General features: G+C 71.8%; 22 protein-coding genes and 1 pseudogene. 10 read left to right on the forward strand and 13 right to left on the reverse strand.

Going from position 1 to position 25,517, the window contains the following annotated elements; translation table 11 throughout:
• Positions 1 to 6: 6 nt before the first annotated feature.
• A complete protein-coding gene (pyk, locus tag QF032_RS10785; protein ID WP_307055899.1) occupies positions 7 to 1,443 on the reverse strand; it encodes a pyruvate kinase in 1,437 nt (478 codons plus the stop codon).
• Positions 1,444 to 1,621: 178 nt separating this feature from the next.
• Entirely contained in the window at positions 1,622 to 1,834 is a 213-nt protein-coding gene (locus tag QF032_RS10790; protein ID WP_307055901.1) for a hypothetical protein, read from the reverse strand.
• Between the two features lie 103 nt (positions 1,835 to 1,937).
• Here QF032_RS10790 and QF032_RS10795 point away from each other — a divergent pair, with 103 nt between their 5' ends.
• Positions 1,938 to 3,752 (forward strand): bifunctional metallophosphatase/5'-nucleotidase, encoded by a 1,815-nt coding sequence (locus QF032_RS10795; protein ID WP_307041883.1) that lies wholly within the window; start codon positions 1,938 to 1,940, stop codon positions 3,750 to 3,752.
• A gap of 97 nt (positions 3,753 to 3,849) precedes the next feature.
• Here QF032_RS10795 and QF032_RS10800 read toward each other — a convergent pair whose 3' ends face one another.
• From QF032_RS10800 to QF032_RS10815, 4 genes are all read right to left on the reverse strand, one after another.
• Positions 3,850 to 5,274 carry a lysine N(6)-hydroxylase/L-ornithine N(5)-oxygenase family protein gene (locus tag QF032_RS10800; RefSeq protein ID WP_307041886.1) on the reverse strand — a complete coding sequence of 475 codons (1,425 nt, stop codon included), beginning with the start codon at positions 5,272 to 5,274 and terminating at the stop codon, positions 3,850 to 3,852.
• On the reverse strand, positions 5,271 to 6,743 hold the full coding sequence (locus tag QF032_RS10805; RefSeq protein WP_307060213.1) for a pyridoxal phosphate-dependent decarboxylase family protein: 1,473 nt from the start codon (positions 6,741 to 6,743) through the stop codon (positions 5,271 to 5,273). Before QF032_RS10805 ends, QF032_RS10800 begins: the two co-directional genes overlap by 4 nt.
• A gap of 367 nt (positions 6,744 to 7,110) precedes the next feature.
• Positions 7,111 to 9,603 (reverse strand): aminopeptidase N, encoded by a 2,493-nt coding sequence (gene pepN / locus QF032_RS10810; RefSeq protein ID WP_307041888.1) that lies wholly within the window; start codon positions 9,601 to 9,603, stop codon positions 7,111 to 7,113.
• Positions 9,604 to 9,880: 277 nt separating this feature from the next.
• Positions 9,881 to 10,231 carry a chorismate mutase gene (locus tag QF032_RS10815; RefSeq protein ID WP_306953238.1) on the reverse strand — a complete coding sequence of 117 codons (351 nt, stop codon included), beginning with the start codon at positions 10,229 to 10,231 and terminating at the stop codon, positions 9,881 to 9,883.
• A gap of 86 nt (positions 10,232 to 10,317) precedes the next feature.
• On the opposite strand from QF032_RS10815, the gene QF032_RS10820 reads away from it, so the two are divergent.
• Complete coding sequence (locus QF032_RS10820; protein WP_307055903.1) at positions 10,318 to 11,214, forward strand: hypothetical protein; 897 nt, start codon at positions 10,318 to 10,320, stop codon at positions 11,212 to 11,214.
• A 49-nt stretch (positions 11,215 to 11,263) separates the two neighbouring features.
• Here the strand turns inward: QF032_RS10820 and QF032_RS10825 are convergent, their stop codons facing one another.
• Both QF032_RS10825 and QF032_RS10830 read right to left on the reverse strand, forming a co-directional pair.
• Entirely contained in the window at positions 11,264 to 12,169 is a 906-nt protein-coding gene (locus QF032_RS10825; protein ID WP_307041892.1) for an SDR family oxidoreductase, read from the reverse strand.
• Between the two features lie 67 nt (positions 12,170 to 12,236).
• Positions 12,237 to 12,977 (reverse strand): SDR family oxidoreductase, encoded by a 741-nt coding sequence (locus tag QF032_RS10830; RefSeq protein WP_307055905.1) that lies wholly within the window; start codon positions 12,975 to 12,977, stop codon positions 12,237 to 12,239.
• A 55-nt stretch (positions 12,978 to 13,032) separates the two neighbouring features.
• Between QF032_RS10830 and QF032_RS10835 the strand changes: the two genes are divergently transcribed.
• The 4 genes from QF032_RS10835 to QF032_RS10850 are packed head-to-tail and all read left to right on the forward strand — an operon-like array spanning position 13,033 to position 16,406.
• The gene (locus tag QF032_RS10835; protein ID WP_307041894.1) at positions 13,033 to 13,806 is read left to right on the forward strand and encodes an enoyl-CoA hydratase family protein; all 774 of its coding nucleotides are present in this window, start codon (positions 13,033 to 13,035) and stop codon (positions 13,804 to 13,806) included.
• Positions 13,799 to 14,635, forward strand: a complete 837-nt coding sequence (locus QF032_RS10840) for a CoA transferase subunit A (protein WP_307041896.1) — start codon at positions 13,799 to 13,801, stop codon at positions 14,633 to 14,635. Before QF032_RS10835 ends, QF032_RS10840 begins: the two co-directional genes overlap by 8 nt.
• A complete protein-coding gene (locus tag QF032_RS10845; protein WP_307041898.1) occupies positions 14,632 to 15,351 on the forward strand; it encodes a CoA-transferase subunit beta in 720 nt (239 codons plus the stop codon). The genes QF032_RS10840 and QF032_RS10845 overlap by 4 nt, the downstream gene beginning before the upstream one ends.
• A complete protein-coding gene (locus QF032_RS10850) occupies positions 15,351 to 16,406 on the forward strand; it encodes an NAD(P)H-dependent flavin oxidoreductase (protein WP_307041900.1) in 1,056 nt (351 codons plus the stop codon). Before QF032_RS10845 ends, QF032_RS10850 begins: the two co-directional genes overlap by 1 nt.
• Positions 16,407 to 16,514: 108 nt before the next feature.
• Here the strand turns inward: QF032_RS10850 and QF032_RS10855 are convergent, their stop codons facing one another.
• The 3 genes from QF032_RS10855 to QF032_RS10865 form a co-directional block, all read right to left on the reverse strand.
• The gene (locus tag QF032_RS10855) at positions 16,515 to 17,672 is read right to left on the reverse strand and encodes an acetyl-CoA C-acetyltransferase (protein ID WP_307041902.1); all 1,158 of its coding nucleotides are present in this window, start codon (positions 17,670 to 17,672) and stop codon (positions 16,515 to 16,517) included.
• Between the two features lie 35 nt (positions 17,673 to 17,707).
• Positions 17,708 to 18,295, reverse strand: a complete 588-nt coding sequence (locus QF032_RS10860; RefSeq protein WP_266727575.1) for a TetR/AcrR family transcriptional regulator — start codon at positions 18,293 to 18,295, stop codon at positions 17,708 to 17,710.
• 66 nt (positions 18,296 to 18,361) lie between these two features.
• The gene (locus tag QF032_RS10865) at positions 18,362 to 19,150 is read right to left on the reverse strand and encodes an SDR family oxidoreductase (RefSeq protein ID WP_307055907.1); all 789 of its coding nucleotides are present in this window, start codon (positions 19,148 to 19,150) and stop codon (positions 18,362 to 18,364) included.
• 73 nt (positions 19,151 to 19,223) lie between these two features.
• On the opposite strand from QF032_RS10865, the gene QF032_RS10870 reads away from it, so the two are divergent.
• Complete coding sequence (locus QF032_RS10870; RefSeq protein ID WP_307041909.1) at positions 19,224 to 20,363, forward strand: acyl-CoA dehydrogenase family protein; 1,140 nt, start codon at positions 19,224 to 19,226, stop codon at positions 20,361 to 20,363.
• Positions 20,360 to 21,361, forward strand: a complete 1,002-nt coding sequence (locus QF032_RS10875; RefSeq protein WP_307055908.1) for an acyl-CoA dehydrogenase family protein — start codon at positions 20,360 to 20,362, stop codon at positions 21,359 to 21,361. The genes QF032_RS10870 and QF032_RS10875 overlap by 4 nt, the downstream gene beginning before the upstream one ends.
• A gap of 102 nt (positions 21,362 to 21,463) precedes the next feature.
• Here QF032_RS10875 and QF032_RS10880 read toward each other — a convergent pair whose 3' ends face one another.
• Positions 21,464 to 21,955 (reverse strand): FBP domain-containing protein, encoded by a 492-nt coding sequence (locus tag QF032_RS10880; protein WP_307055909.1) that lies wholly within the window; start codon positions 21,953 to 21,955, stop codon positions 21,464 to 21,466.
• Positions 21,956 to 22,045: 90 nt separating this feature from the next.
• Between QF032_RS10880 and QF032_RS10885 the strand changes: the two genes are divergently transcribed.
• Entirely contained in the window at positions 22,046 to 22,615 is a 570-nt protein-coding gene (locus QF032_RS10885) for a TetR/AcrR family transcriptional regulator (protein ID WP_307055910.1), read from the forward strand.
• On the forward strand, positions 22,612 to 23,862 hold the full coding sequence (locus QF032_RS10890) for a GDSL-type esterase/lipase family protein (RefSeq protein ID WP_307041917.1): 1,251 nt from the start codon (positions 22,612 to 22,614) through the stop codon (positions 23,860 to 23,862). Before QF032_RS10885 ends, QF032_RS10890 begins: the two co-directional genes overlap by 4 nt.
• Here QF032_RS10890 and qcrB read toward each other — a convergent pair.
• Positions 23,840 to 25,498: pseudogene (gene qcrB, locus QF032_RS10895) on the reverse strand (cytochrome bc1 complex cytochrome b subunit); the annotation flags it as partial. The gene QF032_RS10890 and the pseudogene qcrB sit on opposite strands and share 23 nt — an antisense overlap.
• Positions 25,499 to 25,517: the final 19 nt, after the last annotated feature.

Here is a 25,517-nt window from a genome sequence, read left to right on the forward strand (position 1 = left end):
CGAGCCCTACCTCGGGCTGTCGTCCTCGCCGATGTGGTGGACTCGGACCAGGTTCGTGGAGCCCGCGACGCCGGGCGGGGAACCTGCCGTGATCACGACCACGTCGCCCTTCTCGCAGCGGCCGTACCGCAGCAGCAGTTCGTCGACCTGGTCGACCATCGCGTCCGTGGAGGCGACCGCAGGGCCGAGGAACGTCTCCACGCCCCAGGTCAGGCTCAGTTGGGAGCGGGTCGCCGGTTCCGGGGTGAAGGCGAGGACGGGGATCGGGGAGCGGTAGCGGGAGAGGCGGCGGACGGTGTCGCCGCTCTGGGTGAAGGCGACGAGGAACTTCGCGCCGAGAAAGTCGCCGATCTCGGCGGCGGCGCGGGCGACGGCTCCGCCCTGGGTGCGGGGTTTGTTGTTCTCCGTCAACTCGGGCAGGCCCTTGGCGAGAAGGTCCTCCTCCGCCGCTGTGACGATCTTGGCCATGGTGCGGACGGTCTGGACGGCGTGTTTGCCGACGCTGGTCTCGCCGGAGAGCATGACGGCGTCGGTGCCGTCGAGGACGGCGTTGGCGACGTCGCTGGCTTCGGCGCGGGTGGGGCGGGAGTGCTCGATCATGGAGTCGAGCATCTGGGTGGCGACGATGACCGGTTTGGCGTTGCGCTTGGCGAGTTTGATGGCGCGTTTCTGGACGATGGGGACCTGTTCGAGTGGCATTTCGACGCCGAGGTCGCCGCGAGCGACCATGACGCCGTCGAAGGCGGCCACGATCTCGTCGATGTTCTCGACGGCCTGGGGCTTCTCCACCTTGGCGATGACGGGGAGCCGGCGGCCTTCCTCGTCCATGATGCGGTGGACGTCGAGGATGTCGCGGCCGCTGCGGACGAAGGAGAGGGCGATGACGTCGAAGCCGGTGCGCAGCGCCCAGCGCAGGTCGTCTTCGTCTTTTTTGGAGAGGGCGGGGACGGAGACGGCGATGCCGGGGAGGTTGAGGCCTTTGTGGTCGGAGATGACGCCGCCTTCGACGACGCGGGTGTGGACGCGGGGGCCGTCGACGTGGGTGACTTCGAGGGTGACTTTGCCGTCGTCGACGAGGATGCGTTCGCCGGGGGTGACGTCGTCGGCGAGGCCTGCGTGAGTGGTGCCGCAGTGGGTGGTGTCGCCTGCGATGCCTTCTTCGACGGTGATGGTGAAGGTGTCTTCGCGTTCGAGGAGTACGGGTCCTTGGGCGAAGTGGCCGAGGCGGATCTTCGGGCCTTGGAGGTCGGCGAGGGTGCCGACGCTGTGGCCGGTTTCGTCGGCGGCTTTGCGGACGTGGCGGTAGCGCTCCTCGTGTTCGGCGTGGGTGCCGTGGCTGAGGTTGAAGCGGGCGACGTCCATTCCGGCTTCTACGAGGGCTTTGAGCTGGTCGTAGGAGTCGGTTGCGGGGCCCAGGGTGCAGACGATTTTTGCTCGGCGCATGTTTCGAGCTTATGTCTTACCGGTGGGTAGCGAATTGGGGGCACGTGACTGCTCAACAACCTTTGGGTGAAGGGTTGTTGACAACTTCTAAAGTGTGCGGGGTGCCGCTCTTCTGAGCGCGGGTTGTTTTCCGTGGGGATTATTTCCTCTTGTAGGTGAATTCCCCGAACGGGTGAATTCACCGGCGTGGTGGATTCACCGTGAAGCGTGCGGCGTCTTCGGCGCGGACGTGGATGCACTGGGGTTCGACGGAGTCGCCGCAGGACTCGAGGAGGTCGAGGGCAGTGATGTCGCGGCGGGTGAGGTCGTCGGGGGGGTGGGTGGGGAAGTCGTACGTCCCAGGTTGTCCCGGCTTTGCCGTTTCGGTGGGTGGGGGGAGGGTTCCGGTCATCAGATCGAAACCTCCGTGACCTGTTGCGGTCGGTGGTGGGCGGTGCACAATCTACGCGCGTTGGTCTACGCGCGTCGTCCGCCATCCCCGAGGAGCACGAGTCATGTCGTTGAACCGCCGGAAGTTCCTGAAGAAGTCCGCCGTGACCGGGGCGGGGGTGGCGATCGCGGGAGCTGTGGCGGCTCCGTCGGCGCAGGCCGCGGCGGCGAAGCTGCCGGGGAAGCCGGTCAAGCAGCCGAAGCGGTACGCGCTGACCGTGATGGGTACGACGGACCTGCACGGTCACGTCTTCAACTGGGACTACTTCAAGGACGCGGAGTACAAGGACGCGGCCGGCAACGCGCAGGGGCTGGCGCGGATCTCGACGCTGGTGAACGGGATCCGTGCGGAGAAGGGGCGGGAGAACACGCTGCTGCTGGACGCGGGTGACACGATCCAGGGCACTCCGCTGACGTACTACTACGCGAAGGTGGACCCGATCACCGCCAAGGGCGGTCCGGTGCATCCGATGGCGCAGGCGATGAACGCGATCGGGTACGACGCGGCGGCGCTGGGCAACCACGAGTTCAACTACGGCATCGAGACGCTGCGGAAGTTCGAGTCGCAGTTGCGGTTCCCGTTGCTGGGGGCGAACGCGGTGGACGCGAAGACGCTGCGGCCGGCGTTCCAGCCGTATGTGATCAAGACGTTCTGCGTGAAGGGCGCGCCGCCGGTGAAGGTGGCGGTGCTGGGCCTGACGAACCCGGGTATCGCGATCTGGGACAAGGCGTATGTGCAGGGGAAGCTGGCGTTCCCGGGTCTGGAGGAGCAGGCGGCGAAGTGGGTGCCGAAGCTGAAGTCGCTGGGTGCTGATGTGGTGATCGTGTCGGCGCACTCGGGTTCGTCGGGTACGTCGTCGTACGGTGACCAGCTGCCGTATGTGGAGAACTCGGCGGCGTTGGTGGCGCAGCAGGTGCCGGACATCGACGCGGTGCTGGTGGGTCACGCGCATGTGGAGATTCCGGAGCTGAAGGTCGTCAACGCGAAGACCGGGAAGACGGTCGTGCTGTCGGAGCCGTTGGCGTACGCGGAGCGGCTGTCGGTGTTCGATGTGGAGCTGGTGTTCGAGAAGGGGCGGTGGTCGGTCGAGTCGGTGTCTTCGAAGGTGCTGAACTCCAACTCGGTCGCGGACGACCCGAAGATCACGAAGTTGCTGGGTGACGAGCACGCGAAGGTCGTGGCGTACGTCAACCAGGTGGTGGGTTCGGCGACGGAGACGTTGACGACGGTGGAGGCGCGGTTCAAGGACGCGCCGATCATCGATCTGATCACGAAGGTGCAGGAGGACGTCGTCAAGGCGGCGTTGGCGGGGACGTCGTATGCGTCGCTGCCGGTGATCGCGCAGGCGTCGCCGTTCTCCCGGACATCGGAGATCCCGGCGGGGCAGGTGACGATCCGGGATCTGTCGAGTCTGTATGTGTACGACAACACGCTGGTGGCGAAGTTGATGACGGGTGCGCAGGTGCGGGCGTACCTGGAGTACTCGGCGGAGTACTTCGTGCGGACGGCGGCGGGTGCGGTGGTCGACACGGAGAAGCTGACGAACGCGGCGGGGCGTCCGGACTACAACTACGACTATGTGTCGGGTCTGTCGTACGACATCGACATCGCGCAGGCGGCGGGTTCGCGGATCAGGAACCTCACGTACAACGGGGCGGCGTTGGACGACGCGCAGCAGTTCGTGCTGGCGGTGAACAACTACCGGGCCAATGGCGGTGGCGCGTTCCCGCATGTGGCGTCGGCGCAGGAGCTGTGGTCGGAGTCGACGGAGATCCGTACGCGGATCTCGGAGTGGGTGACGGCGAAGGGTGTGCTGGACCCGAAGGACTTCGCGTCGGTGGACTGGAAGCTGACGCGTGACGGTACGCCGGTGTTCTAGGGGTTTTTGAGTTCCCTGGTTCCCTGGGGCGGTGTGTCGTGCGGTGGCCCGGTGGGTCACCGTGTGCGCACCGCCCTTCTTCGTGTGCTGGTGGTGTCTAGCGTCGGTCGACGAGGGGGGTGAGGGTGGGTGCTTGGCGGGCGGTGGGGACGCGGGGTGAGGGTTGGGGTTGTTCGAGTCCGAAGGTGGTGAAGGCGGTCCGGGTCGGCAGGGGGTAGGTCTCCTTTTCGGTGAGGGCGTTGAGGATGGTGGCGCTGCGCCAGGCGGCGAGGCCGAGGTCGGGCGCGCCTACGCCGTGGGTGTGGCGTTCGGCGTTCTGGACGTGGACGTTGCAGCCGGTGGCGGTGATGGAGGGGTCGAGGACGAGGCGGAAGTGGGCGTCGATGCGGGGGCGTTCGCTGTTGTCGCGGCGGATGTAGGGGTCGAGGCCGGCGAGGATGCGGTCGAGGGTGTGTTCGCGGTGGCCGGTGGCGAGGATGACGGCGTCGGTGGTGAGGCGGCTGCGGGTGTTCTGCTGGGTGTGTTCGAGGTGAAGTTCGATCTGGGTGGTGGAGATACGGCCGGCGGTGCGGACGGTCACGCCGGGGGTGAGGACGGTGTCGGGCCAGCCGCCGTGGAGGGTGCGGCGGTAGAGCTCGTCGTGGATGGCGGCGAGGGTGTCGGCGTCGATGCCTTTGTGGAGTTGCCATTGGCCGGCGAGCAGGCGGTCGCGGACGTTTTCGGGGAGGGCGTGGAAGTAGCGGGTGTAGTCGGGGGTGAAGTGTTCGAGGCCGAGTTTGGAGTACTCCATGGGGGCGAACGCTTCGGTGCGGCCGATCCAGTGGAGTCGTTCGTGGCCGGTGGGGCGGTGGCGGAGGAGGTCGAGGAAGACTTCGGCGCCGGACTGTCCTGATCCGACGACGGTGATGTGGCCGGCGGTGAGGAGGGTGTCGCGGTGGGTGAGGTAGTCGTCGGCGTGCAGGACGGGGACGCCGGGGGCGTCGGCGAGGGGACGCAGGGGGTCGGGGATGTGGGGTGTGGTGCCGATGCCGATGACGACGTTGCGGGTGTGGGTGCGGCCGAGGGCTTCGGCTTCGCCGGCTGTGTCGAGTTGGGTGTAGTCGACTTCGAAGACGTCGCGTTCGGGGTTCCAGCGGACGGAGTCGACCTGGTGGCGGAAATGGAGTCCGGGGAGTTGGTCGGCGACCCATCGGCAGTAGGCGTCGTATTCGGCGCGTTGGATGTGGAAGCGCTCGGCGAAATAGAAGGGGTAGAGGCGGTGGTGGGTTTTGAGGTAGTTGAGGAAGGTCCAGGGGCTGGTGGGGTCGGCGAGGGTGACGAGGTCGGCGAGGAAGGGGACCTGGATGCGGGCGCCGTCGAGGAGGAGGCCGGGGTGCCAGTCGAAGCGGGGGCGTTGTTCGTAGAAGACGGCGTCGATTTCGGCGAGGGGGTGGGCGAGGGCGGCGAGGGAGAGGTTGCTGGGGCCGACGCCGATGCCGACGAGGTCGCGGGGGGTGTCGGCGTCGGGGTGGGGCGTGTTCATGCGGGGGTGTTTCCTTCCACCAGTCGCAGGAGGGCGGTGAGGTCGGCGGGCCGGGTGTGGGGGTTGAGGAGGGTGGTCTTGAGCCAGAGCCGGCCGTCGAGGCGGGCCCGGCCGAGGACGGCGTGGCCGTGGATGAGGAGGCGGCGGCGGATGTCGGCGACGGCGTTGTCGGTGGCGTGTGCGGGCCGGAAGAGGACGGTGCTGAGGGTGGGTGGGGCGTGGAGCTCGAGGCCGGGGTGGGCGGTGATGAGGTCGGCGAGTTGCCGGGCGTGGTCGCAGACCCGGTCCACGAGGGCGCCGAGGCCGCTGCGGCCGAGGGTTTTGAGGGTGACGGCGATCTTGAGGGCGTCGGGGCGGCGGGTGGTGCGCAGGGAGCGGCCGAGGAGGTCGGGGAGGCCTGCTTCGGTGTCGTCGTCGGCGTTGAGGTAGTCGGCGTGGTGGTGGAGGGCGGTGAGGTCGTGGGGGTCGCGGACGGCGAGGAGTCCGGCGGCGACGGGTTGCCAGCCGAGTTTGTGGAGGTCGAGGGTGACGGTGTGGGCTGCTTCGAGGCCGGTGAGGAGGGGGCGGCGCCGGTCGCTGAAGAGGAGGCCGCCCCCGTAGGCGGCGTCGATGTGGAGGCGGGCGCCGTGGGTGTGGCAGAGGGCGGCGAGGGCGGGGAGGGGGTCGATGAGTCCGGCGTCGGTGGTGCCGGCGGTGGCGGCGACGAGGTGGGGGCCGGGTCGGGTGGTGAGGGTGTGGTGGAGGGTGGCGGGGTCGAGGACGCCGGTGGGGGTGGGGAGGATGACGGGTTCGGGGAGGCCGAGGAGCCAGGCGGCGCGGGGCAGGGAGTGGTGGGCGTTGGCGCCGCAGACGAGCCGGAGGGCGGGTCCGTGTGTTTCCCGGGCGAGGAGCAGGGCGAGGTGGTTGGCTTCGGTGCCGCCGGTGGTGACGAGGGCGTCGGCGGGGGGCGTGGGGACGGTGGCGGGCCGGCGGCGGGTGGTGGGCGCCGTGAGGTCGTTGGGGGTGGGTGTGGGGCCCTTGGGCGCGGGCGTGGGGCCCGTGGGGGGTGCCGGGTTCGGGTGGCCGTAGATCTCCGCGGCGAGGGCTTGGGTGAGCAGGGTTTCCAGTTCCGAGGCGGCGGGGGCCTGGTCCCAGGAGTCGAGGGAGGGGTTGAGGGCGGAGACGGCGAGGTCGGCGGCGGTGGCGACGGCGAGGGGCGGGCAGTGCAGGTGGGCGGCGCAGAGGGGGTGGGCGGGGTCGGCGGCGCCTGCGGCGAGGGTGCGGACGAGGGTGTGCAGGGCGTCGGGGTCGCCGTCTTCGGGCAGTGGCTCGCCGAGGGCCTCACGGACGTGTGCGGCCACCGTGTGCGGTCCGCCTGCGGGCAGTGGTCCTCCGCGTGAGCGTGCGCCGGCGTCGAGCGCGTCGAGGACGGTCGCCAGCAGGGGGCGCAGGGCGTCGGAGCCTTCGGGGCCTGAGGCGAGGGGCGGCATGCTCACGGGGGTTCCTCCGGGGCCGGGGGCGGATGCCCGCAGCGGGGAGGTCCAGCTTGTCGGGTGGGGCGGCGACGCGCCCGGAAAGCCCGGCGACAGGAACCCGAAAGTGGGTATTTCGGCGCGGTGCGCACGGATGGGGTTGTGCGGGTGGGGTTGTGCGGGTGGGGTGCCGGGGGAACGTTTCCTCCAGCGGCTGGGCTTCACCGTGGCGGAGCCGGGTCCTCCGGGTGCCGGGACGCTCGGTGACCGGCGGTCGGGGCCGCGCGAAGGGGCTTTGCGGCGGGCCGGGTTGAGGCTCGGCGGCCGTAGGGCCCCGCACGCCGACCGGGGCGTGCGGGGCCCTACGGGGGCCGTGGCCGGAGTGTCAGGCCTGGCGGGCTTCGCGTACGCGCAACGCGCGGGTGAGGTCGTCGAGTTGGTCGACGAGTTTGCGGCGCAGGGCGGGGATGGGGTGGGCGTCGGCGAGGCACTGTTCGCCGAGGCGCAGGGTGTCGGGGTCGACGGCGTGGCCGGGGAAGGCCCAGCGGCCGGCGGCCTCGGCGATGGCGGGGCCGCGGCGGGCGGCGAGGGCGACGGCGTCCTGGTAGAAGCGGGGGACGTAGTCGGCGACGAGGTCGGCCTGTTCGGGCTGCCAGAAGCCCTGGGCGGTGGCGGTGAAGAGGTAGTTGGAGAGGTCGTCGTCCTCGAACATGGCGACCCAGGCGGTGCGTTTGGCCTCGGCGTCGGGCAGGGCTGCGCGGCAGCGGGCGGCGCCTTCCCGGCCGGTGGCGGAGGGGTCGCGGTCGAGTTCGGCGGTGATGTCGGCGTCGTCGACGGCGCCGAGGACGGCGAGCCGGGCGAGGACGCGCCAGCGCAGGTCGGGGTCGAGTTCGGGGCCGCCGGGGACGGTGCCGTCGGCGAGCCAGGCGGCGATGGTCTCGGGGTGGGCGGCGACGGCGATGAAGTGGCGTACGGCGATGAGGCGCAGGCTGGGGTGGTCGCCGTCCTCGGTGCGGCGGATGAGGTCGCGGCAGAGCGCGGAGAGGGCGGCGAGGGCGGCGGGGCGCTGTTCGGGGGTGGCGTAGCGGTCGGCGGCCTGGGTGGAGGCGAAGGTGAGGACGCCCTGGACGAGGGCGAGGTCGGTCTCGTACGGGAGGTGGGCGCGGGCGGTCTCGAGGTAGGCGGCGGGGGCGAGTTCGCCGTCGCGGACGGCGTCGCGCAGGGCGTTCCAGACGACGGCCCGGGTGAGGGGGTCGGGGAGGCCGCTGAGGCGGGCGCGGACGGTGTCGAAGGATCCGGGGTCGAAGCGGACCTTGGCGTAGGTGAGGTCGCCGTCGTTGAGGAGGACCAGGGCGGGGCGTTTGCCCAGGGGTGCGGGAGTGCTCTGCGGGATGTCGATCTCGAGGCGTCGGCGCAGGGTGAGGTGGCGGTCCTCGTCGGCGAGGTCGAGGTCGTAGAGGCCGACGCCGACTCGGTGGGGGCGGCTGCCCTGGTGGTCGACGGTCAGGGTGTGGTCGCCGTTGGAGCCGCTGACGGTGGGGAGGAGGGTGTCCACTCCGGTGGTGCGCAGCCAGGCGTCGGCCCAGGCGTGGACGTCGCGGTCGGTGTGGGCGGCGAGGGAGTCGATGAAGTCGGCGAGGGTGGCGTTGGCGAAGCGGTGTCGGGCGAAGTGGGTGTTGATGCCGGCGAGGAAGTCCTTCTCGCCGAGCCAGGTGACGAGCTGGCGCAGTGCGGAGGCGCCCTTGGCGTAGGAGATGCCGTCGAAGTTGAGGAGTGCGGAGGCGGTGTCGTCGACGTTCTCGGGGGCGACGGGGTGGGTGGAGGGGCGTTGGTCGGCGTCGTAGCCCCAGGGTTTGCGGACGACGCCGAACTCGGTCCAGGTGCCGTGGAAGCGGGTGGCTTCGGTGAGGGTCTGGTAGCCCATGTACTCGGCGAAGGACTCGTTGAGCCAGATGTCGTCCCACCACTGGAGGGTGACGAGGTCGCCGAACCACATGTGGGCCATCTCGTGGGCGATGACCATGGCGCGGGTCTGGCGTTCGGTGTCGGTGACGGCGGAGCGGTAGACGAATTCGTCGCGGAAGGTGACGAGGCCGGGGTTCTCCATGGCGCCGGCGTTGAACTCGGGGACGAACGCCTGGTCGTAGGAGTCGAAGGGGTAGGGCTCCTCGAACTTCTCGTGGTAGCGGTCGTAGCACGCGCGGGTGATGTCGAGGAGTTCGTCGGCGTCGGCGTCGAGGTAGGGGGCCAGGGAGCGGCGGCAGTGGAGGCCGAAGGGCAGTCCGCGGTGTTCGGTGCGTACGGAGTGCCAGGGGCCGGCGGCGACGGCGACGAGGTAGGTGGAGATCAGGGGGGTGGGGGCGGCCTGCCAGCGGCCGTCGCCGAGGTGTTCGGTGATGCCGTTGGCGAGGACGGTCCAGCCTTGGGGGGCCTGGACGGTGAGCTCGAAGACCGATTTGAGGTCGGGCTGGTCGAAGGCGGCGAAGACGCGCTGGACGTCTTCCATGAACAGCTGGGTGTAGAGGTAGGTCTCGCCGTCGGTGGGGTCGGTGAAGCGGTGCATGCCCTCGCCGGTGCGGGAGTAGCGCATACCGGCGCGGACGCGCAGTTCGTGCTCGCCGGCGGTGAGGCCGGTCAGGGGGAGCCGGTTGTCGTCGAGCGTGTCGGGGTCGACGGGCTCGCCGTCGAGGGTGACGGAGTGCAGTGCGGCGGGCCTGATCTCGACGAAGGTGTCCCCGTGGGTGCGCGCGACGAACCGGATGACGGTGCTGGACTCGAAGGTCTCGTCGCCGGTCGTCAGGTCGAGCTCGATGGTGTAGCGGAGGACGTCGATGAGCTTGGCACGGTTCTGCGCTTCGTCGCGCGTCAGTACGGACATGCACGACATGCTGCCTGATGCCGCTGGCCGGGCACAGGGGCGGATCGGTACGCGCCCTATGTCCCTTCTCGCGCCGGAGCGCCGGTCCTGTGGCGATTCCGCGCCGGGCAGGTGCCGGGCATGTGCCGGTCACATGCCTGTCGTGGGCGTCGGCGGCGGCCGTGCGGTGTGCCGGTGCGCGCCGGTGCGGCATCGGGTGCGCGGTCCCGGTGCTGCGGTCCCGGTGCTGCCGCATCGGTGGTGCGGCCTCGGCTTGTGGGGTGCGGGCCGGTTCGGGTCAGTCGCGTGGGGGCGCCGCGGTGTCCTCGGCGATGCGCTCGTGGTGGCGGATGACCTCGGCGATGATGAAGTTGAGGAATTTCTCGGCGAACGCGGGGTCGAGCTTGGCGCTCTCGGCGAGGGTCCGCAGCCGGGCGATCTGGCGGGCCTCACGGGCCTGGTCGGCGGGCGGGAGCTGGTGGCGGGCCTTGAGGTGGCCGACCTGCTGGGTGGCTTTGAAGCGTTCGGCGAGCATGTGCACGACGGCCGCATCGATGTTGTCGATGCTGTCGCGCAGCCGGGCGAGCTCCTCGCGGACGGCGGGGTCGACGTCGCCGGCGCCGGGCGCGTGGGTGTTGCTGGTGGTCATGGGCGATCACCCTAGGGCATGTCCCGACAGGCATTGCGGGCTGCCCGTACAGTGGAATGGGGTCCTCGGCGTGTTGGGGGTGCGGCGTGGCGAACGGCGGGCCGGTCGAGCACGGTTACCCGCATCTGGAGACGGTGCGGGCGGCGCTGACGGCGCTGTACAAGCGGTTGTCGTACGACACGATCCACCAGTTCGCGACGAGTGTGGCCCCGGCCGACGTGGCGTTCTGCGACACCGATGATCTGCATCTGGGGGCGCAGCGGGTGGCCCGGGAGCTGGTGCGGCACTACCGGTTGCCGGACGCGCGGATGGTGGTGGCGTTCCGGGAGATGGAGCATGCGGCGCACATCGAGCTCGCGGCGGGGCCGGAGTACTTCGTCGAGCTGAACGACCGTTTCCGGACGCATCGTCGGGACATCGGTGCGGCGCTGGCACACGAGATCATGCATGTCTACCTGCACCGGGTGGGGTTGTCGTTCGCGGGGACGCGGGACGACGAGATTCTGACGGACACGGCGACGACGTATCTGGGGGCGGGCTGGCTGCTGCTGGACGCGTACCGGGTGGACGGGGCGTCGTCGCAGAAGCTGGGGTATCTGACGCCGGAGGAGTTCGGGTACGTGCTGGCGAAGCGGTCGCTGGTGTTCGGTGAGGATCCGTCGGTGTGGTTCACGAGTGCGCAGGCGTACGAGGCGTACGGGCGGGGTCTGGAGCGGGCCCGGTTCGACGAGCGGCAGCCGCCGCTGACGGCGGCGGGGTGGGCGGGCCGGCGGCGTTACGCGCGTGACCGGCGGCACGCGCAGGGGGTGCGGGCGGGGTCGGGGGACGCGGGCGCCCCGTATGTGTTCGTGCACGATCCGCAGGGGCCGTTGCGGGTGATGTTCCCCTGTCCTACCTGTCGGCAGCGGATTCGGGTTCCGGTCAGGGGGCGGGTCCGGGCCCGCTGCGGGTTGTGCGGGACGGTGCTGGAGTGCGACACGTGAGGTGTGGTGCGGTGGCGGAGGGGCACGGGCCCGTGCGGCGGTGCGGGTGTCACGCGCCGTAGACGCGTCCCGGTGGTTCCGCTTCCGCGAGGAGCTTGCGTGCGGTCTCTCCCGCCTCGGCGGGGCTGCGGCGTCTTCCGGTGTCCGCTGTCGGGCCGGGCCGCCAGCCTTCCATGACGGTGATCCGGCCGCCCTCCGTCTCGAAGACGCGTCCGGTGACGCCTTCACTGGCGGTGGAGCCGAGCCAGACGACCAGCGGGGAGACGTTGCCGGGGGCCATGGCGTCGAAGCCGGTCTCGGGGGCGGCCATGGTGGCGGCGAAGGTGTGTTCCGTCATGCGGGTGCGGGCGGCGGGCGCGATCGCGTTGACCTGGACGCCGTAGCGGGCGAGTTCGGCGGCCGCGACGAGCGTGAGGCCGACGATGCCGGCTTTCGCGGCGCTGTAGTTGCCCTGTCCGAGGGAGCCGAGCAGTCCCGCTCCGCTCGCGGTGTTGACGACGCGGGCGGTGGGTGTGCGGCCTGCCTTGGCCTCGGCGCGCCAGTGCGAGGCGGCGTGTTTGAGGGTGAGGAAGTGGCCCTTGAGGTGGACGCGCAGGACGGCGTCCCAGTCGTCCTCGTCGAGGTTGACGAGCATGCGGTCGCGCAGGAAGCCGGCGTTGTTGACGAGGGTGTCGAGCCGGCCGTACGTCTCCAGGGCGGTCGTCACGAGGGACGCGGCGCCCTGGGGGGTGGCGATGTCGCCGCCGTGGGCGAGGGCGGTGCCGCCGGCCGCGCGGATCTCGTCGGCGACCTGCCGGGCGGGGCTGTCGGGGCCGGGGACGCCGTCGAGTCCGACGCCGAGGTCGTTGACGACGACCCGGGCGCCCTCGGCGGCGAAGGCGAGGGCGTGGGCGCGCCCGAGGCCGCGTCCGGCGCCGGTGACGACGACGACCCGTCCGTCGCAGATTCCGCTCATCGCGGTTCTCCTCTCACGTCTCTGGCGTCTCTGGCGTCTGCCAGTCCTTCAGGTCGTCCCGGGCGTCTCAGGTCTTCTTGTTGGCGGTCGCGGCGTCGATGAAGGCGGGCAGTTCGCCTCCGCCGTGCAGGAGCAGGCTCGCTCCGCTGATGTAGGCGGCCGCGTCGGAGGCGAGGAAGGCGGCCGCGTCGCCGACGTCGTCGGGGAGGGCGAGGCGGCCCAGGGGGACGGTGCGGGCGACGGCCTCGACGCCGTCGTCGTCGCCGTAGTGGAGGTGGGTGCGTTCGGTGTGGACCATGCCGACGACCAGGGTGTTCACGCGGATCTCCGGCGCCCATTCGACGGCCATGGACCGTGCGAGGTGTTCCAGGCCTGCCTTGGCGGCGCCGTAGGCGGCGGTGCCGGGTGAGGGGCGGCTGCCGCTGACGCTGCCGATCATCAGGATGGAGCCCCGCGCACGCCTGAGGTGGTCGTGGGCGGCGAGGGACACCGTGAGCGGGGCGAGGAGGTTGAGTTCGATCACGCGCGCGTGGCGGTGCGCGTCGGCCTCGGCGAGCGGCCGGTAGGGGGCGCCTCCCGCGTTGTTGACGAGGACGTCGAGCCGGGGCAGCCCGGCGAAGAAGGTGTGCACGGCGTCGGCGTCCCGTACGTCGAGCGGCGCGAAGCGGGCTCCGGGAACCGGGGTGTCGGGGGGCCGGCGGGCGCAGACGACGACCTCGGCGCCGGCGCGCGCGAGGGAGCGTGCGATCCCGGCGCCCACTCCCCGGGTGCCGCCGGTGACTGCGGCGACCTTCCCGTCCAGCTTCATCGGCTGCTACCTTCCTACCTAACAAACGTTTGGTGGAAAGGTAGCTGATGCTTCCATGGGTGTCTCCACCTCGTCCCCGGAAAAGGGGGCGGAAAAGGGAATCACGCTCGTCACGGTCGACTTCCCGCCGGTGAACGCCCTGCCGGTGCACGGCTGGTTCGCCCTGGCCGACGCCGTGCGCGCGGCCGGCCGCGATCCGGGCACGCGGTGCGTGGTGCTGGCCGCCGAGGGGCGGGGCTTCAACGCGGGCGTCGACATCAAGGAGATCCAGGCACACGGGCCGGGCGCGCTGATCGGCGCCAACCGCGGCTGCTTCGAGGCGTTCGCGGCGGTGTACGAGTGCGAGGTGCCGGTCGTGGCGGCGGTGCAGGGGTTCTGTCTGGGCGGCGGCGTCGGCCTCGCGGGGAACGCGGACGTGATCGTGGCGAGCGAGGACGCCGTGTTCGGGCTGCCCGAGCTGGACCGGGGCGCGCTGGGCGCGGCCACCCATCTGGCCCGGCTGGTGCCCCAGCATCTGCTGCGCGCCCTCTACTACACCTCGCGCACGGTCACGGCGGCCGAACTGCAGGCGCACGGCTCGGTGTGGCGGGTGGCGCCGGCCGGTGAACTGCGCGCGGCCGCGCTGGAGGTGGCCGGCGAGATCGCCGCGAAGGACGGCGAGCTGGTGCGTCTGGCGAAGGCCGCCATCAACGGCATCGATCCGGTCGACGTGCGTCGCAGCTACCGCTTCGAGCAGGGCTTCACCTATGAGGCGAGCGTCGGTGGAGTGGCCGACCGGGTCCGGGACGCCTTCGGCAGGGTCGCACGGGAGGAGGGCCCGGGTGAGTGACAAGACGATGAGCGCCGAGGAGGCCGTCTCCCGTCTGGAGAGCGGCATGACTCTCGGCATCGGCGGCTGGGGCTCGCGCCGTAAGCCGATGGCGTTGGTGCGGGCGCTGCTGCGGTCGGAGGTCACCGACCTGACCGTGGTGTCGTACGGCGGCCCGGACGTCGGCATGCTCGCGGCGGCCGGGCGGATCCGCAGGCTGGTCGCCGCGTTCGCCACGCTGGACTCGATCCCGCTGGAGCCGCACTACCGCGCGGCCCGCGAGCGCGGGACGCTGGAGCTGACGGAGGTCGACGAGGCGATGTTCCTGTGGGGGCTGCGCGCGGCGGCGCACCGGCTGCCGTTCCTGCCCGTGCGGGCGGGCCTCGGCTCGGACGTGATGCGGGTCAACCCCGGTCTGCGGACGGTGACGTCGCCGTACGAGGACGGGGAGACGTTCGTGGCCATGCCCGCCCTGCGGCTCGACGCGGCGCTGGTGCACGTCAACCGGGCCGACCGGCTGGGCAACGGGCAGTACCTGGGCCCGGACCCGTACTTCGACGACCTGTTCTGCGAGGCGGCGGACACGGCGTACGTCAGCTGCGAACGCGTCGTCGACACGGCCGAGCTGACGAAGGAGGCGCCGCCGCAGTCGCTGCTGATCAAGCGGCACACGGTGACGGGGGTGGTGGAGGCCCCGAACGGGGCGCACTTCACGTCCTGCGCCCCCGACTACGGCCGGGACGAGGCGTTCCAGAAGCGGTACGCGACGACGCCCTGGGCGCAGTTCTCGGCCCGCTACCTCGCCGGGGACGAACAGGCGTACCGGTCGGCGGTCGGGGAGGACTCGTGAGCGGGACCACGCGTGCCGAGTACTGCGTGATCGCCTGCGCCGAGGCCTGGCGGGGCGGGGGCGAGATCCTGGCGAGCCCCATGGGCGTGATCCCCTCGGCCGGCGCCCGGCTCGCCCGGCTCACCTTCTCGCCGGATCTCCTGCTGACCGACGGCGAGGCGCTGATCGTGCGCCCGGACGGGACGACGGAGGGCTGGCTGCCCTACCGGCAGCATCTGGAGCTGGTCACCGGCGGCCGGCGGCACGTGATGATGGGCGCGAGCCAGATCGACCGGTACGGCAACCAGAACATCTCCTGCGTCGGCGACTGGGCCAAGCCGGTGCGCCAGCTCCTCGGGGTGCGCGGTGCGCCCGTCAACACCTTGAACAATCCGACGAGTTACTGGATCCCGAGGCACTCCCGGCGGGTCTTCGTCGCGAAGGTCGACATGGTGTGCGGCGTCGGGTACGACCGTGCGGCCGGAGCCCGGTATCACCGCATCCCGCGGGTCGTCTCCGACCTGGGCGTCTTCGACTTCGCCACGCCCGACCGGTCGATGCGGCTGGCCTCGCTGCATCCCGGGGTGAGTGTGGAGCAGGTCCGGGAGGCGACGGGGTTCGACCTGGCCGTCGCGGACGAGGTGCCGTACACCCGTGAGCCGACCGCTGCGGAGCTGCGGCTGATCCGTGAGGTGATCGACCCGGACGGCGCCCGGGCCCGGGAGGTGCCGGCCTGATGGAGACGGCGTTCACCCGGCTGGTCGGGGTCCGTCACCCGATCGTGCAGACCGGCATGGGGTGGGTGGCGGGCCCGCGGCTGGTGTCGGCGACGGCGGACGCGGGGGGGCTGGGCGTCCTGGCCTCGGCGACGATGACCCCCGACCAGCTGCGGTCGGCGGTGCGGGAGGTGAAGGCGCGCACGGACGCGCCGTTCGGCGTCAATCTGCGGGCCGACGCGGCGGACGCCGGTGACCGGGTGCGGATCATCGTCGACGAGGGGGTGCGGGTCGCGTCGTTCGCACTCGCCCCCTCCGCCGAGCTGATCGCCGGCCTCAAGGAGGCGGGGGTCGTCGTGATCCCGTCCGTGGGGGCCCGCCGGCACGCCGAGAAGGTGGCGGCGTGGGGCGCGGACGCGGTGATCGTGCAGGGCGGCGAGGGCGGCGGCCACACCGGCGAGGTCGCGACGACGGTCCTGCTTCCGCAGGTGGTGGACGCGGTGGACATCCCCGTCGTGGCGGCGGGCGGCTTCTTCGACGGGCGGGGGCTGGCGGCCGCGCTGGCGTACGGGGCGGCCGGCGTCGCGATGGGCACGCGGTTCCTGCTCACGTCGGACTCGCCGGTCCCGGAGGCGGTGAAGGCGCGGTACCTGGTGGCGACGGTACGGGACGTCACCGTCACCCGGGCGGTGGACGGCCTTCCGCACCGCATGCTGCGCACGCCGCTGGTCGACGGCCTGGAGGACGCGGGCCGGGGCAGGGCGCTGCTGCGGGCGGCGCGTCACGCGGCCGGCTTCCGCAGGCTGTCCGGTCTCACCTGGCGGCAGATGGTCCGCGACGGACTGGCGCTGCGCCACGGCAAGGACCTCGCCTGGAGTCAGGTGCTGCTGGCCGCGAACACGCCGATGCTGCTGAGGTCCGCGATGGTGGAGGGCCGCCCGGAGGCGGGGGTGATGGCCGCCGGGCAGGTCGCCGGGGTGATCGACGACCTGCCGTCGTGCGCGGACCTGGTCGAACGGATCATGAAGGAGGCGCAGGACGTGCTGACGGCCCTGGACCGGCTCGCAAGGACGTGAGGACCGGCGCGCAAGCCCGTCCCCCGCCCCGCCCCCGCTCCCGCCGCTCCGCTCCGGAACAGCCTCGCCGCCCGGGGCATCCGTACCGGTCGGAACCTGTGGTGCCCGTCAGAGCCGTTCGATGATCGTCACGTTGGCCTGGCCGCCGCCTTCGCACATGGTCTGCAGTCCGAACCGGCCGCCGACGCGCTCCAGTTCGTGCAGCAGCGTCGTCATCAGCTTCGCGCCGGTCGCGCCGAGGGGATGGCCGAGGGCGATCGCGCCGCCATTGACGTTGACCTTCTCCGGGTCCGCGCCGGTCTCCTTCAGCCAGGCCAGCACGACGGGCGCGAACGCCTCGTTGATCTCGACGAGGTCGAGGTCGTCGATGGTGAGGCCGGTCTTCTTCAGGGCGTGCGCGGTGGCCGGGATCGGGGCCGTCAGCATGCGGATGGGGTCCTCGCCGCGCACGGAGAGGTGGTGCACGCGCGCGCGGGGCGTCAGCCCGTGCTCGCGCACCGCCCGCTCCGAGGCCAGCAGCAGCGCGGCCGCGCCGTCGGAGACCTGCGAGGAGCAGGCGGCGGTGACGGTGCCGCCGTCGATCACGGGCTTCAGCGCGGCCATCTTCTCCAGGGAGGTGTCCCGGCGCGGCCCCTCGTCGGTCGTCACGTCCCGGTAGGCGACGGTCTCGCGCGTGAAGCGGCCCTCGTCGATCGCGCGCAGCGCCCGGCGGTGCGAGCGCAGGGCGAACTCCTCCTGGTCCTGCCGGCTGATGCCCCATTTGGCGGCGATCATCTCGGCGCCGGCGAACTGGTTGACGGGCCGGTCCCCGTACCGGGCGCGCCAGCCCTCGCTGCCGGCGAAGGGGCCCTGGGTGAAGCCGAGCGGTTCGGCGGCCTGCCGGGTGGCGAAGGCTATCGGGATCTGCGACATGTTCTGCACACCGCCCGCGACGACCAGGTCCTGGGTGCCGGACAGTACGCCCTGGGCGGCGAAGTGCACGGCCTGCTGCGAGGAGCCGCACTGCCGGTCGACGGTCACGCCCGGCACCTCCTCGGGGAGGCCTGCGGCCAGCCAGCAGGTCCGCGCGATGTCGCCGGCCTGCGGTCCGACCGTGTCCAGGCAGCCGAAGACGACGTCCTCGACGGCCGCCGGGTCCACGCCCGAGCGGGCGACGAGCTCCTTCAGCACGTGCGCGCCGAGGTCCGCCGGGTGCACCCCGGACAGACCCCCCCTGCGCCGCCCGACGGGCGTACGGACCGCTTCGACGATGTAGGCCTCGGCCATGGCAACTCCCTCATGCAAAGGGGCACGTCAGTGGACTATTCACGGACGGCGATGCCGTCCAGCACCATCGACAGGTACTGGCGGGCGATCTCCTCCGGGCTGTGCTGCCCGCCGGGCCGGTACCAGGACGCGGCGACCCACACCGTGTCGCGGACGAACCGGTAGGTGAGACGGACGTCGAGATCGGCCCGGAAGACCCGGGCCGCGACTCCGCGTTCCAGCGTGGAGAGCCAGGCCGTCTCGAACCTGCGCTGGGAGTCGGCGAGGAACGCGAACCGTTCCTGCGCCACCAGCTGCCGGCTCTCCTTCTGGTAGATCGCGACGGCGGCGCGGTGCCGGTCGATCTCCCGGAACGACTCGGTGACCAGGGCCTCGAGGGTCTCGCGGGGGCCCAGCGGGGCCGCGAGGACGGTGTCGTAGCCGTCCCACAGTTCGTCGAGGAAGCTGCGCAGGATCTCCTCGAGCATCGACTCCTTCGAGTCGAAGTGGTAATAGAGGCTGCCCGCGAGCATGCCCGCGTGGTCCGCGATCTTGCGCACGGTGGTGGCGTTGTAGCCCTGCTCGGCGAAGACCTCGGCGGCGGTCTCGAGGAGTTCGCGGCGCCGGGCGGGCGCGGCGGTCACCTGGGGCTTCTTCTTCGCAGGGGGCTTCGTGGGAGGCGTCGTAGGGGGCACGCGTTCATTGTCCGCCTAGGGGTGCTGGCCACTGACGGAGACCACTTCGCCGGTCATGTACGAGGAGTAGCCGGACGCCAGGAACACGATCACGTTGGCGACCTCCCAGGGCTCGGCGTACCGTCCGAAGGCCTCGCGTGCGGTGAGCTCCTCCAGCAGTTCGGCGGAGGTGACCTTCACCAGGTGCGGGTGCATGGCGAGGCTGGGTGAGACGGCGTTGACCCGTACGCCGTAGGCGGCGGCCTCGATCGCCGCGCAGCGGGTCAGCGCCATCACGCCCGCTTTCGCGGCGGCGTAGTGCGCCTGGCCGGCCTGGGCGCGCCAGCCGACGACGGAGGCGTTGTTGACGATGACGCCGCCGCCGGTGTCGCGCATCCGCCGCAGGGCGGCCCGGGTGCAGCGGAAGGTGCCGTTCAGGGTGACGTCGAGGACGCGGTTCCACTGGTCGTCGGTCATGTCCGCGAGGTGCGCGGTGCCGCCGAGGCCGGCGTTGTTGACGACGACGTCCAGCCTGCCGTGGGCGGCGACGGCGGCGTCGAACAGGGCCCGCACCTGGTCCTCGTCGGTGACGTCACAGGGCAGGGCCGCCACCGACTCCGGCCCGAACTCCTCGGCCAGCGCGCTCTCGTGGTCCTTGAGCCGCCGGGTGTGGGCGTCGCTGATCAGCACACGCGCCCCTTCCTCCAGGAAGCGCCGTGCGACGGCTCCGCCGATGCCGGCCCCGGCCGCGGCCGTGACGACGGCGGTGCGCCCCCTGAGCAGCCCGTGGCCGGGCACGTATGCCGGACTCTCGACGCCTGTCATGGAGCCACGCTAACCTACCAAACACTTGTTAGGGAAGAACGGTCCCGCGAAAAACACCCGTAGGAGAGCGCCCGTGGATCTCACGCACTCCCCCGCCGACGAGGCGTTCCGCGCCGAGGCCCGGGCATGGCTGCACGCGCACGTGCCGCCCGAGCCGCTGCCCTCGCTGGAGACCGCCGAGGGCTTCGCCGCGCACCGCGCGTGGGAGGCCGAACTGGCCTCGGGCCGCTGGTCGGCGGTGAACTGGCCGAGGCGGTACGGCGGACGGGAGTGCGGCCTCGTGCGCTGGCTGCTCTTCGAGGAGGAGTACTACGCGGCGGGCGCCCCGGGCCGGGTCGGCCAGAACGGCGTGAGTCTCCTCGCGCCGACCCTGTTCGCGCACGGCACCGAGGAGCAGCGCGCGCGGGTGCTGCCCGCGATGGCGCGCGGCGAGACCGTCTGGGCGCAGGCCTGGTCGGAGCCGGAGGCCGGTTCGGACCTGGCCTCGCTGCGTGCCCGGGCGGTGCGGGTCCCCGGCGGCTGGCGGCTCAGCGGCCAGAAGACGTGGTCCTCGCGCGCGGCCTTCGCCGACCGCGCCTTCGGTCTGTTCCGCAGCGACCCCGGGGCGGCGAAACCCCATCAGGGGCTCACCTACGTCATGTTCGACCTGCGGGCGGAGGGCGTCACCGTCCGCCCGATCGGCCGTCTCGACGGGAAGCCGGCGTTCGCCGAACTGTTCCTGGACGAGGTGTTCGTGCCGGACGAGGACGTGATCGGTGAGCCGGGCCAGGGCTGGCGGATCGCGATGGCGACGGCGGCCGACGAACGCGGGCTGACGCTGCGCTCCCCCGGCCGCTTCCTGGCCGCGGCGGAGCGGCTGCACGCGCTCTGGCGGGACCGGGGCAGTCCGCAGAGCGCCCGGACTCAGGTCGCCGACGCGCTGATCGGCGCCCGCGCCTACCAGTTGGCCACCTACGCGAGCGCCTCCCGGTTCCTCGGCGGCGAGCGCGTCGGCGCGGAGGCGAGTCTGAACAAGGTCTTCTGGTCCGAGTACGACATCGCCCTGCACGAGACGGCACTCGACCTTCTCGGCGAGGAGGGCGAGTTCGCCGAGGAGCAGTGGTCGCAGCGGTACGTCTTCGCACTCGCCGGGCCGATCTACGCGGGCACGAACGAGATCCAGCGCGACATCATCGCCGAGCACCTGCTCGGCCTGCCGAGGGGGCGCCGATGACGGTCTCGCCGCACACCGCCGCACCGGAGGCGCCCGCGCCCGCGCCGCGCTTCCTCCTCGACGCCGAGCAGCGGGCCTTCGCCGAATCGCTGGGCGCGATGCTGGCCGCGGCCGACGCACCGGCCGTGATCCGCGACTGGAGCCGCGGCGAGCGGGCGGCCGGGCGGGCGCTGTGGTCGCGGATCGCCGCGGCCGGCGTCTTCGCGCTGGCGGTCCCGGAGGCGTACGAAGGAGGACTGGGACCCCGGCCCGTCGAACTCGCCGTCGCCTTCGTGGAGTTGGGGCGGTATGCGGTGCCCGGCCCGCTGGTGGAGACGGTGGCCGCGGCCGCGGCGCTGCGCGCTCCGGGCCCGGCCGGGAGGTTCCTGCCGGACCTGGCCTCGGGCGAGTCGATGGCGACGCTGGTACGGGCGGGCGGATACGCCCTGGACGGCGACGCGGCGACGGCACGGCTGGTGCTGGCCGCGGACGGGCTGCGGCTCGCCCCGGGGCACGGCCCGGTCCGCGCGTCGCTGGACCCGGCCCGCCGGCTCACCCGGCTGCTGCCGGGCGGTGAGCTCCTCGACCCGGATCCACCCGCGGACCGCGCCCTGCTGTGGGCCCGTCTCGCCACCGCCGCGCAGGCGCTGGGCGTGGGTCTCGCCCTGCTGGAGCGGACGGTGGGGTATGTGAGGCAGCGTGTCCAGTTCGGCGTGCCCATAGGGTCGTTCCAGGCGGTCAAGCACCGGCTGGCGGACGCGAAGATCGCGCTGGAGTTCGCCCGCCCGCTGGTGCTGGGTGCCGCCGTGACGATGGCCCCGGCGGACGTGGCCGCGGCGAAGGTGAGCGCCTGCGAGGCGGCGTACGCGACCGCGCGCACCGCGCTCCAGCTGCACGGCGCGATCGGCTACACGGCGGAGTACGATCTGTCGCTGTGGCTGACCAAGTCCCGCGCACTGCGTACGGCGTGGGGCGATCCGGACGCCTGCCGGGCGGAGGTGCTGCGCGACCGCACCTGAACCGCCGCCGAGCGGTGGCACGACCCCCGGGGCCGCCCGCCACGCGCGGGCGAGGGACGGCGGACGGCGAACGGCGGATGTTCGTCAGTGGACGGCCGACGGTCAGCCCGTCACCTTGGCGACGAACGCGGCGAGGTGGGCGACCGTCCGCTCGATCCGCTCCTCCAGCGTGATCGTCTCGTGCAGCCGCCCTCCCACGCCCGCGTCCCGCTTGCCCCGCACGTACAGCGAGCAGGCGAGGTCGCTGCAGATGTAGGCGCCCACCGAGTTGCCCTGCTGGCCGGCCCGGCCGGCCTTCGGCGCGACCATCAGCGAGACGCCGCCGGAGTGAGTGGTCAGGCACAGCCCGCACATGCTGCGCCGGGCCTGCCCGGGCCCCCCGGCGGAGGTGCGCAGGGCGAGGGCCTTCAGCCTGCCGTCGAGCTCCACGGCGAGGTAGGCGCGGTCGGGGGCCTGGGGGTCGCGCCAGCCCAGATAGTCCAGGTCGTCCCACGGGCGGTCGGCGAGGTCGCGCGGTACGGACAGGCGCTTGGCCTCGCCCTTGCTGCAGTTCACGAACGCGGCGCGGATCTCTGCTTCGGTCAGCGGCTTCATACGAGCGAGGCTAATTTGCCTAATACTTTTAGGCAAACGCATAATGGCCTAAGGCTACGGGGGCGTGTGAGGGAGAAAGGGAGGGCGAGCATGGGGCGGGTCGGGCTGACCACGGAGCGCCTCGTACGAGCGGGCGCCGAGCTCGCCGACGAGGCCGGCTTCGAGGAGGTGACCGTCTCGGCGCTGGCCCGGCGGTTCGACGTCAAAGTGGCGAGCCTGTACTCGCACGTGAAGAACTCGCAGGACCTCAGGACCCGGATCGCGCTGCTCGCCCTCGAGGAGCTCGCCGACCGGGCCGCCGACGCTTTGGCGGGCCGGGCGGGCAAGGACGCCCTGACCGCGCTGGCCAACGTCTACCGCGACTACGCGCACCAGCATCCCGGCCGCTACGCCGCCGCCCAGTTGCGGCTCGACCCCGAGACGGCGGCCGCGAGCGCCGGTGTCCGGCACGCGCAGATGACCCGGGCGCTGCTGCGCGGATACGACCTGGCGGAGCCGGACCGCACGCACGCGGTCCGGCTGCTCGGCAGCGTCTTCAACGGTTACGTCGGCCTGGAGCTGGGCGGGAGCTTCAGCCACAGCGCGCCGGACACGGACGAGACCTGGGCCCGCGTCCTGGACGCCCTCGACGCCCTGCTGCGCAACTGGCCCGCCGCATGAGCCGCGCGCCCGAGCCGGCCTGGGTCACGACGCCGGTCACCGCCGATCTGCTGCGCGGAGCCCTCGACCTGGAGCACACCGAGCACGGCGTGCTGCCGCACCGGCTGCCCGCACGCGCGCGTGCCCAGTGCGCCGACCCGCAGCTCGCCATGGCCGAGTCCCAGCCGTCGGGTGTGCGGCTCGCGTTCCGCAGCGAGGCCACCGCCGTCGAGCTGGACGTCCTGCCCACGAAGCGCGTCTACGTCGGCGGCCCGCCCCTGCCGGACGGCGTGTACGAGCTGCTCGTCGACGGCCGTCCGGTCCGGGCCGCCGGCGCGACGGAGGGCGGCCGCGTCCAGACCGTCGACCTGGCGGCCGGCACCGTCGACACGCGCTGCGGTCCGGTCGCCACCCTGCGGTTCTCGGGCCTGCCGGCCGGGGTCAAGGACCTGGAGATCTGGCTCCCGCCCACCGAGACCACCGAACTGGTGGCCCTGCGCACCGACGCCCCGCTGACCGCCGCCCCCGCGCACGGCCGCCCGGTCTGGCTGCACCACGGCAGTTCGATCAGTCACGGCTCGGACGCCGTGCGCCCCACCGCGATCTGGCCCGCCGTCGCCGCCTCGCTGGCCCGGGTGGAGCTGATCAACCTGGGCCTGGGCGGCAGCGCCCTGCTGGACCCGTTCACCGCCCGCGCGCTGCGGGACACCCCGGCCGACCTGATCAGCGTCAAGGTCGGCATCAACGTGGTGAACCTCGATCTGATGCGGCTGCGCGCCTTCGCCCCGGCCGTGCACGGCTTCCTCGACACGATCCGCGAGGGCCGTCCGGACACGCCGCTGGTGGTCGTCTCACCGATCCTGTGCCCGATGCACGAGGACACGCCCGGCCCCACCTCGCTCGACTTCGCCTCCGCCGCCGCGGGCAGGGCGCTGTTCCAGCCGATGGGCGATCCGGCCGAGGTGGCGTACGGAAAGCTGACCCTGCGGGTGATCCGCGCCGAACTGGCCCGGATCGTGGCCGAGCGCGCCGCCGAAGACCCGCACCTGCACCACGTCGACGGCCTCGAACTCTACGGCGAGGCCGACGCCGCGGGGACGCCGCTGCCCGACGGCCTCCACCCGGACGCGGCCGGTCACCGTCTGATCGGCGAACGCTTCGCGCGGCGGGTCCTCAGGGTCCGTCTCCCCCATGTCCCGCCTGCCCCGCCCGGCCCCCATGACCCGCATGGCCCTCGTGGCCCGCATGCCCCCCGTGGCCCGCGGTGAGTTCGCGGTACTCCTCGGGCGTCGGCTTGGGGATGTGACTGTCCGCCCCGAACATCGCCCGGGCCAGCCGCGCCCGCACCCGCTGCGAGACGGTGACCGGCCGCCGCACCCCGTTGTGGTCGACGAGCGGACCGATCTCGTACGGCGGGTGCTGCTCGTGCTGGGTGAGGGTGAACAGCCGGTCCCGGCCGAGGGGTTCGTGGACCTCGATGTACTCGCCGTGCGGCAGACGCCTGATGGTGCCCGTCTCCCGGCCGTGCAGCACCATGTCGCGGTCACGGCGCTGCAGTCCGAGACAGATCCGCTTGGTGACCATGAAGGCGACGACGGGGGCGACGAACACGGAGATCCGCACGAACCAGGTGATCGCGTTGATGGACAGATGCAGATGCGTGGCCACGATGTCGTTGCCGCCGCCGAGCAGCAGCACCGCGTACAGGGTCAGCCAGGCCACGCCGAGGCCGGTGCGCACGGGGGCGTTGCGCGGCCGGTCGAGGATGTGGTGCTCGCGCTTGTCGCCGGTGATCCACGCCTCGACGAACGGATAGGCCCCGATGGCGAGCAGGATCAGCGGGAAGAGCGAGAACGGGATGAGGACGCCCAGTTCCAGGGTGTGGCCCCAGGCGTTGATCTCCCAGCCCGGCATCACCCGGATCAGCCCCTCGGAGAAGCCGAGGTACCAGTCCGGCTGGGCGCCCGTCGTCACCAGGTCCGGCCGGTACGGGCCGAACGCCCACACCGGGTTGACGCTCGCGATCCCGCCCATCACCGCCAGCACGCCGAAGACCAGGAAGAAGAACCCTCCGGCCTTCGCCATGTAGACCGGCATGAACGGCATGCCGACCACGCTCTTCTGGTCGCGTCCGGGCCCCGGGTACTGCGTGTGCTTGTGGAAGAACACCAGGATGAGGTGGGCGACGACCAGCCCCAGCATGATGCCGGGCAGCAGCAGGACGTGGATCGGGTAGAACCGGGAGATGATGTCGTGCCCCGGGAACTCCCCTCCGAAGAGGAAGAACGACAGGTACGTGCCCACGATCGGGACGGACAGGATCGCGCCGTCGGCGAACCGCACGCCGGTGCCGGAGAGCAGGTCGTCGGGAAGCGAGTAGCCGGTGAGACCGGTGAGGATGCCGAGGAACAACAGCAGCCAGCCGAACACCCAGTTGACCTCGCGCGGCTTGCGGAACGCGCCGGTGAAGAACACCCGCATCATGTGCACGAGCATGCCGGTGACGAAGACCAGCGCCGACCAGTGGTGGATCTGCCGGATCAGCAGCCCGCCGCGCACGTCGAAGCTGATGTCGAGCGTCGACTCGTACGCCCGCGTCATCGTGATGCCGTTGAGGGGCGCGTAGGAGCCGTGGTAGACGACCTCGGCGCTGCTCGGCTCGAAGAACAGGGTGAGGTAGACGCCGGTGAGGATGAGGATGAGGAAGCTGTAGAGACAGATCTCGCCCAGCATGAACGACCAGTGGTCCGGGAACACCTTGCGCAGGTTGGCCTTCGCCAGCGTGTACAGCCCGAGCCGCCCGTCGGCCCAGTCCGCGACCCGCTCGCCCTTGCCCGGCTCGCCCCTCGGCCGTGAACTCGCCTCCTGAGCCGTCCCGTTCACCGATCCCGCGTACTCGCCCATACGTCGCCGCCTCCCCGTC

It is taken from the genome of Streptomyces achromogenes (assembly GCF_030816715.1).
GTDB lineage: Bacteria > Actinomycetota > Actinomycetes > Streptomycetales > Streptomycetaceae > Streptomyces > Streptomyces achromogenes_A.